At 68.1% G+C, this 15,900-nt stretch carries 16 protein-coding genes; 7 read left to right on the top strand and 9 right to left on the bottom strand.

From position 1 onward, the window contains the following. Positions 1–8: 8 nt before the first annotated feature. Positions 9–1,388, top strand: coding sequence for an aspartate aminotransferase family protein (locus tag SNOV_RS04670; protein ID WP_013165762.1), 1,380 nt, complete (start codon positions 9–11; stop codon positions 1,386–1,388). An 18-nt stretch (positions 1,389–1,406) separates the two neighbouring features. Here SNOV_RS04670 and SNOV_RS04665 read toward each other — a convergent pair whose 3' ends face one another. Next, positions 1,407–1,748 (bottom strand): rhodanese-like domain-containing protein, encoded by a 342-nt coding sequence (locus SNOV_RS04665; RefSeq protein ID WP_013165761.1) that lies wholly within the window; start codon positions 1,746–1,748, stop codon positions 1,407–1,409. A gap of 63 nt (positions 1,749–1,811) precedes the next feature. Next, the gene (locus SNOV_RS04660) at positions 1,812–2,834 is read right to left on the bottom strand and encodes a DMT family transporter (RefSeq protein ID WP_013165760.1); all 1,023 of its coding nucleotides are present in this window, start codon (positions 2,832–2,834) and stop codon (positions 1,812–1,814) included. Between the two features lie 203 nt (positions 2,835–3,037). Between SNOV_RS04660 and SNOV_RS04655 the strand changes: the two genes are divergently transcribed. Further along, on the top strand, positions 3,038–3,907 hold the full coding sequence (locus SNOV_RS04655; protein WP_013165759.1) for a LysR substrate-binding domain-containing protein: 870 nt from the start codon (positions 3,038–3,040) through the stop codon (positions 3,905–3,907). A 58-nt stretch (positions 3,908–3,965) separates the two neighbouring features. Beyond that, positions 3,966–5,186, top strand: coding sequence for a chromate efflux transporter (chrA, locus tag SNOV_RS04650; RefSeq protein ID WP_013165758.1), 1,221 nt, complete (start codon positions 3,966–3,968; stop codon positions 5,184–5,186). 3 nt (positions 5,187–5,189) lie between these two features. Here chrA and SNOV_RS04645 read toward each other — a convergent pair whose 3' ends face one another. Beyond that, positions 5,190–5,960, bottom strand: a complete 771-nt coding sequence (locus SNOV_RS04645; RefSeq protein WP_013165757.1) for an SDR family NAD(P)-dependent oxidoreductase — start codon at positions 5,958–5,960, stop codon at positions 5,190–5,192. A 330-nt stretch (positions 5,961–6,290) separates the two neighbouring features. On the opposite strand from SNOV_RS04645, the gene SNOV_RS04640 reads away from it, so the two are divergent. Together SNOV_RS04640 and SNOV_RS04635 are read left to right on the top strand one after the other, a co-directional pair. After that, entirely contained in the window at positions 6,291–6,878 is a 588-nt protein-coding gene (locus SNOV_RS04640; RefSeq protein ID WP_013165756.1) for a protease inhibitor Inh/omp19 family protein, read from the top strand. Between the two features lie 313 nt (positions 6,879–7,191). Next, positions 7,192–7,425: a lipase chaperone gene (locus SNOV_RS04635; protein WP_013165755.1), complete on the top strand. Its 234-nt coding sequence runs from the start codon at positions 7,192–7,194 to the stop codon at positions 7,423–7,425. A 12-nt stretch (positions 7,426–7,437) separates the two neighbouring features. Here SNOV_RS04635 and pssA read toward each other — a convergent pair whose 3' ends face one another. From pssA to SNOV_RS04615, 4 genes are all read right to left on the bottom strand, one after another. Next, positions 7,438–8,328: a CDP-diacylglycerol--serine O-phosphatidyltransferase gene (gene pssA, locus SNOV_RS04630; protein ID WP_013165754.1), complete on the bottom strand. Its 891-nt coding sequence runs from the start codon at positions 8,326–8,328 to the stop codon at positions 7,438–7,440. 21 nt (positions 8,329–8,349) lie between these two features. Continuing rightward, positions 8,350–9,087, bottom strand: coding sequence for a phosphatidylserine decarboxylase (locus SNOV_RS04625; protein WP_272481027.1), 738 nt, complete (start codon positions 9,085–9,087; stop codon positions 8,350–8,352). An 86-nt stretch (positions 9,088–9,173) separates the two neighbouring features. Then, a complete protein-coding gene (locus SNOV_RS04620) occupies positions 9,174–11,105 on the bottom strand; it encodes an ABCB family ABC transporter ATP-binding protein/permease (protein ID WP_013165752.1) in 1,932 nt (643 codons plus the stop codon). Between the two features lie 82 nt (positions 11,106–11,187). Next, positions 11,188–11,571: an ArsR/SmtB family transcription factor gene (locus SNOV_RS04615; protein ID WP_244412861.1), complete on the bottom strand. Its 384-nt coding sequence runs from the start codon at positions 11,569–11,571 to the stop codon at positions 11,188–11,190. Positions 11,572–11,760: 189 nt separating this feature from the next. Between SNOV_RS04615 and SNOV_RS04610 the strand changes: the two genes are divergently transcribed. Next, positions 11,761–12,951, top strand: coding sequence for a hypothetical protein (locus tag SNOV_RS04610; RefSeq protein ID WP_013165750.1), 1,191 nt, complete (start codon positions 11,761–11,763; stop codon positions 12,949–12,951). 102 nt (positions 12,952–13,053) lie between these two features. Further along, positions 13,054–13,665: an LOG family protein gene (locus tag SNOV_RS04605; protein WP_041782862.1), complete on the top strand. Its 612-nt coding sequence runs from the start codon at positions 13,054–13,056 to the stop codon at positions 13,663–13,665. Positions 13,666–13,894: 229 nt separating this feature from the next. Here the strand turns inward: SNOV_RS04605 and SNOV_RS04600 are convergent, their stop codons facing one another. Both SNOV_RS04600 and cysS read right to left on the bottom strand, forming a co-directional pair. After that, the gene (locus SNOV_RS04600) at positions 13,895–14,365 is read right to left on the bottom strand and encodes a GNAT family N-acetyltransferase (protein ID WP_187291123.1); all 471 of its coding nucleotides are present in this window, start codon (positions 14,363–14,365) and stop codon (positions 13,895–13,897) included. A gap of 29 nt (positions 14,366–14,394) precedes the next feature. Further along, a complete protein-coding gene (gene cysS / locus SNOV_RS04595; protein ID WP_013165747.1) occupies positions 14,395–15,789 on the bottom strand; it encodes a cysteine--tRNA ligase in 1,395 nt (464 codons plus the stop codon). Positions 15,790–15,900: the final 111 nt, after the last annotated feature.

Here is a 15,900-nt window from a genome sequence, read left to right as displayed (position 1 = left end):
GCGGGAAGATGAACGCAGTCACGCCGTTCGCCGAGGGGCCGGGCGTCAGCCCTGCCCGCACCGCCGCCCTGCGCGCGGAGGCCGAGGCGCTCTATCTCGGCACCCGCCCGAAGACCCGCGCCGCGGCCGGCGCCGCCGCGCATCTGCTCGACGGCGTGCCGATGCACTGGATGGTCGACTGGTCGACGCCGGTGCCGCTGGTCATCGCCGAAGCCACCGGTGCACGGCTCGTCGATGTCGACGGTCATGCCTATGACGATTTCTGCCTCGGCGACACCGCGTCGCTGTTCGGTCACGGCCCGGCACCGGTGGCCGAGGCGCTGACGCGGCAGGCGCGGGCGGGCCTCGCCACCATGCTGCCGAGCCCGGACGCCGCCATCGTCGGCGACCTGCTCAGCGCCCGCTTCGGCCTGCCCTACTGGCAGGTTGCCACCACCGCCACCGACGCCAACCGCTTCGCCCTGCGCGCCGCCCGCGCGGCGACGGGGCGGCCGCGCATCCTCGTCTTCGACGGCGCCTATCACGGCGCGGTAGACGAGACCTTCGTCGAAATCGGCCCCAACGGTCGCGCCGCCAACCGGCCGGCGCTGATCGGCGAGCCACGCGACCTCTCCGTGCTCACCCGCGTCGTGCCGTTCAACGACCTCGACGCGGTGGAGGCCGCGCTTGCCGACAACACCGTTGCCTGCGTCATCGCCGAGCCGGTGATGACCAACTGCGCCATGGTGCTGCCGCAGCCAGGCTTCCATGAGGGGCTGCGCGACATCACCCGCCGGCACGGCACGCTGCTGCTGATCGACGAGACCCACACCCTCTCCACCGGCCCTGGCGGCTATACCCGCGCGCACGGCCTGCAGCCGGACATGTTCGTCGCCGGCAAGGCGATCGCTGGCGGCGTGCCGGCCTCGATCTGGGGCATGAACGAGGAAACGGCGGAACGCTTCCGCGACGCCAAGGCCAACCGGCCGGACGGGCATTCGGGCATGGGCACGACGCTGTCCGGCAGCCCGCTCCAGCTCGCCGCGCTGCGTGCGACGCTGGAGGAAGTCGCCACCGAGGACGCCTTCGCCCATATGAACCGCCTCGCCGACCGCATGGAGGCTGGGCTGTCGGCCGTGCTGGCGGAAGCCGGCCTGCCTTGGCACGTCGCCCGCTGCGGCGCGCGCGTGGAGGTGGTGCGTGCGCCGGCCGCGCTCATGGACGGGCGGCAGGCGAAATCGGCGCATTACCCGGCGCTGGAGGCGGCGATCCACCTCGCGCTGCTGGTGCGCGGCGTGCTGATCTCGCCCTTCCACGACATGATGCTGGCCTCACCCGCGACGACGGGCGAGCAGGTCGACCGCCTCGTCGCGGCGACGCGCGACGTGGTGCGGCGGCTGGCGGGCTGAACTCAGCCGGCCCTGCGCTCAGTCCTTGTCGGTCGGGAAGCCCGCATCCTTCCAGGCGAGGATGCCGCCCGCCATGTGGCGGTGCAGGTCCACGCCCGCCGCCTGCGCGGCGGCGGCGGCCTTCTGCGAGCGCTGGCCGGAGCGGCAGGAAAACACCAGCGTCTTCTCGCCGGGGTCGGGCAGCACGGCCGCGTCGAAGGTGGACAGCGGGAACTCGACCGCGCCCGGGATGCGCTCGGCGGCGGTCTCGTTCGGCTCGCGCACGTCGACCAGCAGGATGCTCCCGTCCTCGAGGCCGGCTTTGACTTCCTCGACCGAGAGATGCTCGATCACGCCGCCGAACGGGTTGGGCTGGGACATGGATTGCGCTCCTTCGCTAGGCTCAGGAGGTAGACCCGCCGCCGCGGCTCCGCAAGGGGCATCTCAGGCGCGCCGGCCACCCGGACGCGCGGTGGCGACACCGGCCACCACAAGCGTGCCACCGATGATCACCATCAGCGAGGGGATCTCGCCGAACAGCAGCGCCGCGAAGGTCACGCCGACGACGATCTGCAGCAGCAGCACCACCGAGATCAGCCCCGCCGGCAGCCGGCCGAGCGCGAAGGTCGTCAGCCCCTGCCCGGTCGCATGGGCGACGATGCCGAGCCCGACGACGGCCAGAAGGCCCTGCAGACTCTGCGGCACCAGCACCTCGCCGGTCGCCACCGCCCAGATCAGGCATGTCACCGCGCCTGTCACGGTGGCGATCAGCGCCGCCGTGCCGCCGCCGAGCGCCGCCGCGCCATTGCTGCCGGCGCGCCGGACGACGCGCGTCATCAGCATGTAGCCCGCATAGAACAGCGCCGCCGCGACGCAGAGCACGTCGCCAAACACGCTCACCGCGCGCGGACCGGCGCCATGGCTGTGCCCTGCGCTGCTCAGGATGATGAACAGCGTGCCGGCCAGCGCGGTGGCGAGCGCGAGCAAGAGGCCGCGCGAGGGCCGCTCGCCAAGGAACAGCCAGCCAAAAATGAGCACGAACACCACGGCGAGGTTGCCGAGCAGAACGCCATTGGCGGTGCTGGTATTGGCAAGCCCGACATGGAAGGCGATGAGATCGGCCCCGAAGAACACACCGGCGAGAGCGGCGAAGGCATAGGCACGGATCGGCAGCGGGCGCGGCGTGGCGGATGCCGCGAAGCGCCGGCGCTCCGCGCGATGCTCGGCCCAGGCCCACAGCGCCGTCGGACCGAGGGCGAAGAACAGGCGCCAGAAGCCGATGGCGGCCGGGCCGGCATCGCCATAGCGCACCAGCACCGGCGAGAATCCGATGCAGAAGGCCGCCAGCAGCACGGCCAGGAAAGCCTGTCGGCGCAGCCGCGCCTCGTTCATCGCCGAGGAGGCGACGGACTCGACGGCGGCGTCGAGCGAAGTGGACATCGCGACGGAAGCGGGAGGCGGGGCCATGCTGGACTCGAAGGGAACAACAGTTTCGGTCGGCGACGCGCACGGCCGCGCACGAGTCAACTCGCTGATCGTGACAGAGTGGCGTGTACACCGGGCACTGGCATCATGAAAGTGAATTTATTTTGTCGTTTCATCGTAATTTCTGATATGAACGGCAGTGTGGCTCGGAACGCCACGATCCCTCCAGCGGGAAGGAGGCCGCGATGCGCCATCTCGACACCGAATCCCTCGGCATGCTGATCGCCATCGTCGATACAGGTGGCTTCACCGCCGCTGCCGAGCGGGTCGGCCGCACCCAGTCAGCCGTATCGGCGCGCATCGCCCAGCTGGAGGACAGCCTCGGCGTGCGCCTTCTGGAGCGCTCGCGGCGCGGCATCTCGCTCACCGAGACTGGCGAGCGCCTCGTCGCCCATGCCCGCCGTCTCCTCTCCTATGAAAGCGAGGCGCTGGCCGACCTCAAGGGCGGCACGCCGGAGGGCAGCGTGCGCCTCGGCATGCCGGACGACTATGTCGACGCCTATCTGACGCCGACCATCGCCCGCTTCGCCTCCGCCTATCCGCGGGTCGAGATCTCAATCCGCTCCGACCTGTCGAAGAATATCGAGCCGGAGGTCGAGCGCGGCCATATCGACGTCGCGCTTCTGACCCGCGACCATTCCCGCCCGACCGGTGAGCTGCTCAAGCGCGAGAAGCTGTTCTGGCTCGCGGCCCGCGGCCACCGGCCGGAGAAGAACGACCCGCTTCCCCTCGCGCTGTTCCCCACCGGCTGCCGCGCCCGCCCGCACATCGCCGCCGCGCTCGACAAGGCCGGCCTGAGCTGGCGCGTCGCCTGCACCTCCTCCTCGCAGGGCGGCATCGCCGCCGCCATCGAGACCGGCCTGTGCCTCACCGCCCTGCCGGAATGCGCGGCGCCGGCGGAATGGCGCCGGCTCGGCCCGGCCGAGGGCCTGCCGCCGCTGCCGGACATCGAGATCGGCCTCCTGCTGGCGCCCGCCGCCTCCGCCGCAGCACGCCGCCTCGCCGAGATGCTGCGCGGGGCGCTGGCCATGCCCTCGGTCGTCGCGGCGGCGTGAGGCCGTCATCGAAAATTCGCATGCATCGGCGGTGGCGGCGCGCTAACGCTGACGCGTCATGGCCGAAGCACATACCGACGAATCCACGCCCAGCTACGCTGGCACGCCGCGCGAGGTGCTCGGCGCCTTCCTGAAGCTCGGCCTCACCTCCTTCGGTGGACCGGTCGCGCATCTCGGCTATTTCCGCGAAGAATTCGTGCGACGCCGGCAATGGCTGAGCGAGGAGGCTTACGCCAATCTCGTTGCGCTCTGCCAGTTCCTGCCCGGCCCGGCGTCCAGCCAGGTCGGCATGGCGATCGGGCTGATGCGTGCCGGCCCGATGGGCATGGCCGCGGCGTGGCTCGCCTTCACCCTGCCCTCCGCGCTGATCATGCTCGCCTTCGCCTATGGCGTGACGCATGCCGCCGCGGCGGGCATCAGTGGCGGCTGGCTTGCCGGCTTGAAGGTCGCCGCAGCCGCCATCGTCGCCGACGCCGTGATCGGCATGGCGAAGAACCTCTGCCCAGACCGGCAGCGCCGCAGCCTCGCCCTCGTCGCCGCCGCGGCCGCCGCTTTGGTGCCGGGCGCCATAGGCCAAATCGGCGTCATCGCCGGCGGGGCACTCATCGGCCTCGCGCTCATCCGCCTTGATGCCGTGCCGGCATCCGAGCCGACCGGCCATCATCTGCCGAGCCGTACAGCCTCGATCGCCGCCCTGGTGCTGTTCGCCGTGCTGCTCGTCGGCCTGCCCCTGCTCGCGCAGGCGAGCGGCAATGCCGGCGTGGCGCTGTTCGACACGCTCTACCGCGCCGGCGCGCTGGTGTTCGGCGGCGGCCACGTGGTGCTGCCGCTGATCGAGGCCGAACTGGTACATCCCGGCGGGCTGACGCGCGAGGCCTTCCTCGCCGGCTATGGCGCAGCGCAGGCGGTCCCGGGGCCGCTGTTCAGCTTCGCCGCCTATGTCGGGGCGATGATGCCCAGCGCCCCCAACGGCGCGCTCGGCGCCACCGTCGCGCTCATCGGCATCTTCCTGCCCTCAGCGCTGCTGGTCTATGGCGCACTGCGGTTCTGGACCCTGCTGGCGGCGGAGAAGCGCGTGCGCGACGCGATGGCCGGCGTCAACGCCGCCGTGGTCGGGCTGCTCGGCGCCGCCTTCTGGGACCCGGTGGTGGCTTCCAGCATCACCTCCGGCCGCGCCTTCGCCTTCGCCCTTCTCGCCTATCTGGTGCTGGCGCTGTGGCGGGTGCCGGCTTGGGCGGTGGTGATCGGCGCCGCGCTCGGCGGCGCCGTATTGCTCTGAAGCTCAGTCGCGCGAGACCTTGAACGGCGAGAAGCTCTGGCAGGTCGCGAAAGCCTGGATGCGGTTGATGTTGACGTGCCGCGGCAGGGTGGCGGCGAAGAATACCTGCTCGGCAATGTCCTCGCCGCTCATCGCCTGCGTGCCGGCATAGACGTTGTCGGATTTGGCCGCGTCGCCGTGGAAGCGCACGAGCGAGAACTCGGTCTCCACCATGCCCGGCTCGATATTGGTGGCGCGCACGCCCGTGCCGGCGAGGTCGGCGATCAGGTTGAGCGAGAACTGCTTCACGAAGGCCTTGGTGGCGCCGTAGGTGTTGCCGCCCGGATAGGGATAGTCGCCGGCCACCGAGCCGGTGAACAGCACATGCCCTTCGCGGCGCTCGACCATGGCCGGCAGTGTCGCCCGCACCGTGTAGAGCAGGCCCTTGATGTTGGTGTCGACCATGTCGTCCCAGTCCTTGAGACTGGCGGCATTGGCCGGCTCGAGGCCCAGGGCCAGGCCGGCATTGGCGAACACCACGTTGAATGGGGCGAAGGGTGCGGCCACCTTGGCCAGCGCCTCGGTCAGCGCAGCGTTGTCGCGCACGTCAACCTCCAACGGGTGGAAGTTGGCGCCGAGCTCGTCGCGCAGCGCGATCAACCGGTCGGCGCGGCGGCCGGTGCCGACCACCTTGGCGCCCGCCAGCGCGAAGCGCCGGGCGGTGGCGGCGCCAATGCCGGAGGTCGCCCCGGTGACGAGGACACGGAGGGTGGATGGATCCAGCATCTGATACATGGCGCAGCTCCTCTTCGCTGCGTCGCACATAAAGCAGTTTCACTGAAAACTGAACGTCGCTTTGCGCCGGACCGGGATGCGGTTGTGTCATGCAGCGTCGCGCGGCGAGGCGAGCCGTAAGGATGAACGGCCGTCGACTTTCGTTAAGTTTTCATTGAGCATAAGCGTGTCAGTGCTTGTGGATCAGGACTCTGCCGTGGTCGGGTCACGCTCGTGCCACGATCCTTGGGGAAACAGAGTCCATGTGCGGATGCCTGATCGCATCGCACCGCATCTATCTGGGGCAAGCGTCCGGACTCTTCGGAAAACCGGACGGGGAGTGCAGGGCCGATGAAGTTCTCCGCCGTCGTGGCAACGACCGCCACCGCTCTTCTCATGGGTGGTTGCAGCACCGTTCTCGATGGATTCCCGGGGACGAATGCCGCCCCCATGGAGACCAGCCAGATCACGCCTGCGCCCTCCGGCTCGGTGGAAAGCTCGCCCGTCCCCGCTCCCGGCACGCCGGCCACCGGAGCCTCCGCCGCGACGGCCGCAGACGCCGTTACCCCGCGCCAGCCTGCGAGCCAGGTCGCCCTCGCGCCGCCGCCGGCCACCGCTCCGGGCGGCGTCGCCTATGCCGAACCGGGCGCGGCCCGCACGCAGCTCGCCGGCACCTGGAAATATGGCTGGGACAACGGCCAGAAGAGCTGCAAGGTCACCCTGTCGACCGATCGCGGCATGTCCGGCTTCGCCGCCAATGCCGACGTCGACTGCCCGAACGACATCTTCATGACCAAGGGCTGGGATGTCTGGGGCAACGAGATCGTGCTGCAGAACCATCTCGGCAAGGTCACGGCGCGGCTGCAGCCGGCCGGCAGCGGCCAATATGACGGCGTTGCCACCGGCGATGGCGGCAAGGTCACGCTGACCCGCTCCTGAGGCCAAAGCGCCTCAATGACTGGATCAATCCAGTCATTGATACAGAATTCCACCATCAAGATACCTGCAGCGGCCTCTGCGCGGCCGGCGCGAGGTCGTGCGGACAGGAAATAACTGTTCGAAAACTGAAATATTGACGACTTGTCTTCGTATTGTCTCGGATGGCGTCGAAAGTTACGCCATGAGAACTTTCCCGAACGCACGTTCACAAGAACGGGAACCTGAAAATAGTTCGTGCGTTACGGGCGCAAGCGCCTCATTGTGTGCATGAGGAAAGCTGATTGATTCGCCCTGGCGATCGGAGGCTATTGTGATGCTGCAGACGGCAAGCGTGACAGTGAAGACCCCGTCCTCCGGCACCCTGCGCGACAGCGAACGTATCGCCTATGCGCGGCGCGAGCCGACGTCCGTCGCCCAGCTGATGTCGCAGCATCTCGACCTCGCCCGCCCCGGCTCGGACGCCGAGGCGCTGCGCCTGCTGCGCCAGGCTTTCCCCGGCGCGCCGCTCACCGCCCGCGTCGAGGCGATGATGCGCCGCGCCCGCTGACGGCGCTCTCCTTCAGTTGAGATGGCTCGGCCGGTTCTCGCCATCCGAGGCGGAAGCGCCAGTATGTATGTCGGCGTGACCGGCGGTGGCGAGGCGCTGCTGATATTCACTTGAGAGCCGTGCATAGCGCATCGCGGAGAAGGGCAGCATGGCGAGATAGGCGATGCAGAGCATCGACAGCATCGCCCAGGGCCAAGTCACCAGCACGGCGACGAACAGCACCACGCAGACGAAGAGCGGCATCACCTGCTCGCGCGGGATGCGCGAGCCAAGCCGCTTGCCCGACCAGGCCGGCACCTTGGAAACCATCAGCAGCGCGATAGCGAAGCAATAGGCCGCCGCCACCGCCGGCGAGGCGACGAGGCGCGGCAGGCCGACCAGCTCCAGATAGACCGGCAGCAGCACGCAGATCGCGCCCGCCGGCGCCGGGACGCCGGTGAAGAAGTCGCCAGCGAAAGGCGGCCGGTTGGGGTCCTCCAGCATCACGTTGAAGCGGGCGAGACGCAGCGCCGCGCAGATGGCGAAGGCGAGTGCGGCGATCCAGCCGACCGAGCCCAGCGTCTCCAGCCCCCACATATAGAGCACCAGCCCCGGCGCCACGCCGAAGCAAACGAAGTCGGAGAGGCTGTCGAGCTCGGCGCCGAAGCGCGAGGTGCCCTGCAGCATGCGGGCGAGCCGCCCGTCCATGCCGTCGAGCACGGCGGCGAGCACGATGGCGCCGAGCGCCAGCTCCAGCCGTCCCTCGATCGCCATGCGGATGCCGGTGAGCCCGGCGCACAGCGCCAGCAGCGTCACAAGGTTCGGCAGCAGCAATCGCAGCGGCACCGCCTGGAAGCGGCGGCGGCGCGGCTCAGGCACATCCGGGCCGGCGTCCGGATCGAAGGGGGGAAACAGGTCGGCCATGGCGTTCGCTGCTCTTTTTGCTCAATCCACCCGGTAGGTAGGCTCCGGGCCTTCGCTGGCAAGATCGGCCAGTATGGTCTCGCCGGCAATGGCCCGCTGGCCCTCGGCCACGGCGGGGCGCGTGCCGGCGGGCAGATAGACGTCGACGCGCGAGCCAAAGCGGATCAGCCCGAAGCGCTGGCCCGGCGCCAGGCTGTCGCCCTCGCGCACGAAGCTGACGATGCGGCGCGCCACCAGCCCGGCGATCTGCACCACGCCGACCGAGCCGATGGCGGTGTCGAGCACCATGCCGGAGCGCTCATTGTCCTCGCTCGCCTTATCGAGGTCGGCGGAGAGGAACTTCCCGGGCCGGTAGGCGATACGGGTGACGCGGCCGGCCAGCGGCGCGCGGTTCACATGCACGTCGAACACGTTCATGAAGATGCACACGCGCGGCAACGCCGTCTCGCCGAGGCCGAGCTCGACCGGCGGCACGGCGGGGCCGACGAGACAGACCCGTCCGTCCGCAGGCGACACCACCAACCCGGGACGCACCGGCGTCACCCGCTCGGGATCGCGGAAGAAGTAGCAGATCCACAGGGTGATCAGCACGGCGATCCAGCCGAGCGGCGGCACCAGCCAGAGCAGCAGCACCGACGCCGCCGCCCCGATCAGGATGAACGGGTAGCCTTCGCGATGGACAGGGGCGAGGCCGCTGCGGATGGAATCGATGACCGACATGAAAAGCTGTTCCCGAACCTTGCGCCCTGTGGCGGGCACGGCAGAGGTAGGGCCCCGTCGTGGCGCCGTCAAATGGCTTCCGCGGCGCTCGCCGACCAAAGGCGGCGGCCGGGACTAACGTTCGGTCACGCCACTGCCTCGCCCGCCGGCGCGTGGAGGTCGACGGCTTCCTCCGCCGCCTCGGCCTCCTTGAGCGTCTCGCGGGCACGCTCGGCCTCGCGCTGGCGCTCCCACATGGAGTGGTAGAGCCCCTGGCGCGCCATCAGCTGCACATGCGTGCCGCGCTCGGCGATCTGGCCGTGGTCGAGCACGATGATCTCGTCCGCGCCGACCACAGTGGAGAGCCGGTGGGCGATGACGAGCGAGGTGCGCCCGCGCGAGACGCGCTCCAGCGCATCCTGGATTTCGCGCTCGGTGTGGCTGTCCAGCGCCGAGGTCGCCTCGTCGAGGATGAGGATCGGCGGGTCCTTCAGAATGGTGCGGGCGATGGCGACGCGCTGCTTCTCGCCGCCCGACAACTTCAGTCCGCGCTCGCCGACCTCGGTGGCATAGCCCTTGGGCGTGCGCCGCACGAAGCCGTCGATCTGGGCGAGCTCGGCCGCGCGTGCCACATCCTCGTCCGAGGCGCCGGCGCGGCCGTAGCGGATGTTGTAGGCGAGCGTGTCGTTGAACAGCACCGTGTCCTGCGGGACCATGCCGATGGCGGCGCGCAGGCTGTCCTGCGTCAGCTCGCGAATGTCCTGCCCGTCGATGAGGATGCGCCCGCCATTGACGTCGTAGAAGCGGAACAGCAGCCGCGAGATGGTCGACTTGCCGGCGCCCGACGGGCCGACAATGGCGACCGTCCGCCCCGCCGGCACCTCGAAGGACACGCCCTTGAGGATCTCGCGGTCGGGGTCGTAGGAGAAGCGCACATCCTCGAAGCGCACCGTGCCGCCGGTCAGGTCGAGCGCATGCGCGCCCGGCGCATCCTTGATCTCCGGCGCGCGGGCGAGGATGGCGAACATCGCCTCGATATCGATCAGCGACTGCTTGATCTCGCGGTAGATCATGCCGAGGAAGTTCAGCGGCTGGTAGAGCTGCACCATCATGGCGTTGACCATGACGAAGGATCCGACCGACTGCCGCCCGGCGCGGATGTCGAGCACGCACAGCACCATCACGGCGGTGAGGCCGAGGGTGAAGATCACCGCCTGTCCGGCGTTCAGCCAGGCGAGCGAGGTGTGCGTATGCACCGTCGCCTTCTCGTAGCGCGCCATGGAGCGGTCGTAGCGCTGGGCCTCCCAGCGCTCGGCGCCGAAATACTTCACCGTCTCGTAGTTGAGCAGGCTGTCGACCGCCTTAGCGTTGGCGTCGGTGTCGCTCTCATTCATCGCCGCGCGGATCGACATGCGGTACTCGGTCATCACGAAGGTGAAGACCGTGTAGGCGACGATCATGCCGACGGTGGCGGCCACATAGCGCCAGTCGAACTGCCAGAGCAGCACGACGATCACCATGGCAAATTCGAGAATCGTCGGGCCGAGATGCAGCACCAGCATGCGCACGATGGTCTCGATGCCCTCGCGCGAGCGCTCAAGGATGCGCGTCAGGCCGCCGGTCTTGCGCTCGAGGTGGAAGCGCAGCGACAGCGCGTGCATATGCTCGAAGGTCTCGAGCGCGAGGCGCCGCACCGCATGGATCGCCACCTTGGCGAACAGGCCGTCGCGCCACTGCGTCAGTCCGGCCATGACGATGCGCGAGAAGCCATAGGCCAGCGTCAGCGCCAGCGGCGCGGCGATGATCAGGCTGATCGCATCGGTCGAGATGCGGGCACCCTCGCCCTCCGCCGCCGCGTCCGTCGCCCATTTGAAGAAGAAGGGCGTCGTCATGGTGGCGATCTTGGCCAGCACCAGCAGCAGCACGCCCCACATGACGCGCGCGCGCAGGTCCGCACGGTCGGCGGGCCAGAGATACGGCCAGAGCCCCTTCAGGGCGACGAGCAGACTGCCACGCGGATTGATCTCGGCGGCTTTGGCGGGACGCGCAGGCGCGGCCGCGCCCTCAGATGCGGACATGCGACTTCCAGTTCATTACTTGCTCGGGCGTTTTCGCCCGGTTCCCGATATTCGTCGTCGTTCAGATAGGCGTTCGGCCACCTCAGGCCAGTGCGTCCTCCCGCGCATCAGGGCTGCGCACCGCGTCCGGCGCGGCGGCGGCCTCGCTGGCGAGATGGGCCAGCAGCGGCCCGAGCTGGCGCGCCAAGGCGGCGAAGGTCTCCCGGTCGAGGCAGTAGCAGGAGCGCGGCCCCTCAATGGTGCCGGTGATCAGCCCCGCCTCCTTCAGCACTTTCAGGTGCTGCGAGACGGTCGACTGCGCGAGGGTGAGCCCGCGCACGATCTGCCCGCACTGGCACCTGTCGGCCACCGCCAGCGCGCGCAGGATCGCGAGCCGCGCCGGATGCGCCAGCGCGCGCAGACGCAAGGCGAGCAAGTCGTCATCGACCTCGGTGCAGGCGCCGGACATGGCGTCATTATTGGACATGCCCATCGTTTATCGTCGATAGACGATGAAGGCAAGACAAATACCCATCCCGTTTCCGTGAATTGACGGATCGAACCTGCTTGCGCGAGAGACAACGGTAAGCTCCATACTTGAGCACCATCTGCCATGTTGGAGGCTCGATTCGTGTCGCGACAGCATGTGACCCCGCTATTACTCAGAGTCGGCGAGATGGAAGCCGTGCCGCTGCTTCCCCTCGGTGCGCAGGCGCAAGAAGGCGCCATTGCAGAGGCGGACATTCAGAAGCTGGTGCATGATCACCCCAGCGTTCTTCCTATCGAGGAAATCGACCCCGCCTTTCGACGACCGATATCGATCTGTCGAGAACTACGGACGCTCGCGGGACCGATCGACAATTTCCTCGTGACGCCGAGCGGCCTTCCAGTTCTCGTCGAATGCAAGCTGTGGCGGAATCCCGAGGGCCGGCGGGAGGTCGTCGGGCAGATACTCGACTACGCCAAGGAACTCAGCCGCTGGTCGCAACCTGACATGCAGCGCGAAGTGAACATTCGTCTCGGCAAGAGGGGCAACTCTCTTCTCGAGAAGGTGCGGGAAGTCGATCCAGACGTAAACGAGATCGACTTCAACGATGCGCTGACATCCAATCTTAGGCGCGGCCGCTTTCTGCTACTGATCGTCGGTGACGGAATCCGCGAAGGCGTCGAGGCGATCGCCGAGTATCTGCAGCGGCATGCGGGTCTGCATTTCTCGTTCGGGCTGATCGAACTACCCATCTACGTGCTGCCGGATGGAAGCCGGCTGGTCGCACCGCGCATTCTTGCTCGCACGACAACCGTCGTGCGCAATGTCGTCTCCCTCCCCCACGGCATGACGCTTCAGGAAACCCAGGACGAGGACGACGGTGAGGATGGCTCCGGCGATCCCGAATGGGATCGCCTCACCGCTGTGCGTCAACAGTTTTGGAAGGAGTTCCTTGCCGGCTTGAAGCTAGACGATCCACAGCAAACGATTCCGAAGCCCGCCAAGCAGGGCTATCTCTCCTTCATGTTTCCCGCACCGAATGGCAGCAGTTGGCTCACCGTCTATCGCGACATGAAGAAGAACGAGGTTGGCGTTTTCCTCTCCGCCTCGCGCAACAGTGCCGGCGAATATGCCAATCAGCGCATCGTTGAAGATTGGCCAGCCGTGCACGAGCTCCTCAATGGCACAGCCCAGAAAACGACGGACCGCTATGGACGGCCCCAGATCGGTGATCATCGCACCTTCCGTGATCTGGAGAGAAGCGATGATCGCGCGAAAGCGCTCGCCTGGCTTGCCGAGCGCGTGAACGTCTTCGTGAACGTGCTGCGGCCGCGTGTTCATTCGGCTGTGGTTGATTACCGCGCGGATGGCAATGGCTGAACTGAACCGCCCGCCGCGATTTGCACCCATTGTCGGGCGATGCCATGTGAAGGAATCGAGGGTGGCTTGAATGCGCCCGTGCTGCGGTGCAACATGGTGTCCATGACAAAGATCAAGAGCATATGCGTCTATTGCGGCGCGGCCTCCGGGACCGACGCCATCTATCTTCAGACCGCCGTCGAGCTGGGCCGGATGCTGGCTGCCGAGAATATCCGCCTGATCTATGGCGGCGGCGGCGTCGGGCTGATGGGCGCCACCGCGCGCGCCTGCGCCGAAGCCGGCGGCAAGGTCACGGGCATCATCCCCGACTTCCTGCTCGGCAAGGAGCAGGCCTTCGACCACGCCCATGAGCTGATCGTCACCAAGGACATGCACGAGCGCAAGCGGCTCATGTTCGAGCGCGCCGACGCCTTCCTGGCCCTGCCCGGCGGCATCGGCACGCTGGAGGAACTGGTCGAGCAGCTCACCTGGGTGCAGCTCAACCGCCACGCCAAGCCGGTTCTGGCGCTCAACGTCGCCGGCTTCTGGGACCCGTTGCTGGGACTGCTCGACCACATGCAGGCGACCGGCTTCGTCAATGTCGCCCGACCGGTGAAGCTCCTGGTGGCGCACAATGTCCGCGCCGTGCTGCCCAAGCTGCTCACCGCCGTCTCGCATATCGGCGAGGCTGAGCTGCATGGCGCCGCCGCCGAGAGCGTGCTGGACCGGATGTGAGGGACGGCTGAGCGGTATCCCACAGTGCGCCGTCATCCTGAGGTGCGAGCGTAGCGAGCCTCGAAGGATGGGCTCCTAAGCGCACCCGGACGAGCATCCTTCGAGCCCGGCCTTTTGGCCGGGCACCTCAGGATGACGTTCCTATGGCTGAGAACGGTAGTTTGGGGAGCGATCCCGGCTCTCGCTTCGCTCGGCCGGGATGACGATTAAGTCCCGAATGGCGGCGTACTCAGTGCACCGTCCCGCCACCTTCCTCCAGGCTCTTCTCCATCGTCGTGTTGCCGAGCCACACACCGCCGCGCGGCACGGTGTTGCGATGCTGGGGGACGTAGCCGCGCTTCTGGAAGAAGCCGAGCGCGGTATCGCTCGCATCCACGGCGAGGCTCTTCGAACCCCGCGCCTTTGCCAGCTTCTCGGCCGCATCGCAAAGCAGCGCGCCGATGCCCTGCCCCGCTACCTCGGGATGCACATAGAGCAGGTCGATCTCGCGATTGTCGGCCAGCGCAATGAAGCCGACGGCGCCGCCACCGCGGGTCGCCACGAGAGTCAGGCGCCCGGCGAGACGTTCGGCCAGGGCCGCCTCGTCGTCGAAGCTAGCCGCCCAGGCCTCCTGCTGGTTCTCGTCATAATCCTCGCCGGTCAGCTCCGTGATCGCCGCCACCGCGATGGCCGCGAGCACCGGCACGTCGCCCGGCAGCATCGGGCGCAGCGCGGCGGCGGGAGCGTTGCTCACCGCTTCGGCTCCCACGTCGTTGTGCCGTCCTTGTTGTCCTTCAGCGCCACGCCGAGCGCCATCAGCTCATCGCGGATGCGGTCGGAAGCGGCCCAGTCGCGGTTGCGCCGCGCCTCGATGCGCTCGGCGATGCGCGCCTCGATCTCGGCCTCTGGGATGGTGAGTTCCGGTGCCTGCGCGGCCGCCCATTCGCGGAACGGACCGGGTTCGAAGCCGAGGAAGGCCAGCGTGCCGGCCAGCGCCTTCTTGCCCGCATGGTCCTTGAGCGCATGCATCTCGGCGATGGCCTTCGGCGTGTTGAGGTCATCAGCCAGCGCCTCCAGTACTGCGGCGGCAGGCCGAGGATAGGCATCAGGCGCCGCGGCGTCGAACCACTGCTCCAGCGTCTTCGCGCTCTCCTCCAGCCCCTTCACCGTCCAGTCGATCGGCTGGCGGTAATGGGTCTTGAGCATGTTGAGGCGCAACACCTCGCCCGGCCAATCGGCCAGCAGGTCGCGGATGGTGACGAAATTGCCGAGCGACTTCGACATCTTCTCGCCTTCCACCTGCAGGAAGCCGTTATGCATCCAGACCTTGGCCATGATGTTCGCGTGGAAGGCGCAGCGCGACTGCGCCACCTCGTTCTCATGGTGCGGGAAGACGAGGTCGATGCCGCCGCCATGGATGTCGAAGGTCTCGCCGAGGTGCTTCCACGACATGGCGGAGCATTCGATGTGCCAGCCCGGCCGCCCCGGCACGGCGATTCCCGCCGGCGAGAGCCAGCCCGGCTCGCCGGGCTTGGACGGCTTCCACAGCACGAAGTCCATCGCGTCCTGCTTGTAGGGCGCGACGTCGACGCGGGCGCCGGCGATCATGTCCTCCAGCGGCCGGTGCGAGAGCTGGCCGTAATCGGGCATGGAGGGCACGGAGAACAGCACGTGGTCCTCGGCCACATAGGCGTGGCCGGACGCGACGAGCCGCTCGATCAGCACCCGCATCTCAGCGATGTGCTCGGTCGCGCGTGGCTCGACGTCGGGGTGCAGCACGCCGAGCGCCTCGAGGTCGTCGTGGAACTGCGCCTCGGTGGTGAAGGTCACCTTGGCGATGGCCTCGTTGAGGTCGAGGCCGGGGAATTCGCTCGCCGCGCGCGCGTTGATCTTGTCGTCCACGTCGGTGATGTTGCGCACGTATTTGACGTGTTCGGCGCCGTAGAGGTGGCGCAGCAGCCGGTAGAGCAGATCGAACACGATCACCGGCCGCGCATTGCCGATATGGGCGAAGTCGTAGACCGTCGGGCCGCACACATACATGCGCACCTGCGACGGCTCCAGGGGGACGAAGGTCTCCTTGGCGCGGGTGAGCGTGTTGTAGAGCTTCAGCTCGGGAAGCGACTGCCCGTTGGTGGCCGACATAAATCTCGCCTTTGGATGCGTCCTCGCCCGGCGGCGGGCAACCTCGCGTCTGTCCCCGGTTTGGCCCGCCACGTCAAGCCGGGCGGCCACGGGCGGTCCCGTTCCTGCGCA

It is taken from the genome of Ancylobacter novellus DSM 506, assembly GCF_000092925.1.
Taxonomy (GTDB): domain Bacteria; phylum Pseudomonadota; class Alphaproteobacteria; order Rhizobiales; family Xanthobacteraceae; genus Ancylobacter; species Ancylobacter novellus.
The sequence above is the reverse complement of the archived record's forward strand: the minus strand, read 5'-3'. Positions and strand labels throughout refer to the sequence as shown.

Bases quoted from the DNA above. Each gene is read 5' to 3' on its own strand.
- SNOV_RS04645 (WP_013165757.1), bottom strand. From the start codon at position 5,960: ATGTATCAGATGCTGGATCCATCCACCCTCCGTGTCCTCGTCACCGGG.
- SNOV_RS04660 (WP_013165760.1), bottom strand. From the start codon at position 2,834: ATGGCCCCGCCTCCCGCTTCCGTCGCGATGTCCACTTCGCTCGACGCC.
- SNOV_RS04620 (WP_013165752.1), bottom strand. From the start codon at position 11,105: ATGTCCGCATCTGAGGGCGCGGCCGCGCCTGCGCGTCCCGCCAAAGCC.
- SNOV_RS04610 (WP_013165750.1), top strand. From the start codon at position 11,761: ATGGAAGCCGTGCCGCTGCTTCCCCTCGGTGCGCAGGCGCAAGAAGGC.
- SNOV_RS04615 (WP_244412861.1), bottom strand. From the start codon at position 11,571: ATGTCCAATAATGACGCCATGTCCGGCGCCTGCACCGAGGTCGATGAC.
- SNOV_RS04655 (WP_013165759.1), top strand. From the start codon at position 3,038: ATGCGCCATCTCGACACCGAATCCCTCGGCATGCTGATCGCCATCGTC.
- SNOV_RS04600 (WP_187291123.1), bottom strand. From the start codon at position 14,365: ATGCTGCCGGGCGACGTGCCGGTGCTCGCGGCCATCGCGGTGGCGGCG.
- cysS (WP_013165747.1), bottom strand. From the start codon at position 15,789: ATGTCGGCCACCAACGGGCAGTCGCTTCCCGAGCTGAAGCTCTACAAC.
- SNOV_RS04640 (WP_013165756.1), top strand. From the start codon at position 6,291: ATGAAGTTCTCCGCCGTCGTGGCAACGACCGCCACCGCTCTTCTCATG.
- SNOV_RS04665 (WP_013165761.1), bottom strand. From the start codon at position 1,748: ATGTCCCAGCCCAACCCGTTCGGCGGCGTGATCGAGCATCTCTCGGTC.
- SNOV_RS04670 (WP_013165762.1), top strand. From the start codon at position 9: ATGAACGCAGTCACGCCGTTCGCCGAGGGGCCGGGCGTCAGCCCTGCC.
- SNOV_RS04635 (WP_013165755.1), top strand. From the start codon at position 7,192: ATGCTGCAGACGGCAAGCGTGACAGTGAAGACCCCGTCCTCCGGCACC.
- pssA (WP_013165754.1), bottom strand. From the start codon at position 8,328: ATGGCCGACCTGTTTCCCCCCTTCGATCCGGACGCCGGCCCGGATGTG.
- chrA (WP_013165758.1), top strand. From the start codon at position 3,966: ATGGCCGAAGCACATACCGACGAATCCACGCCCAGCTACGCTGGCACG.
- SNOV_RS04605 (WP_041782862.1), top strand. From the start codon at position 13,054: ATGACAAAGATCAAGAGCATATGCGTCTATTGCGGCGCGGCCTCCGGG.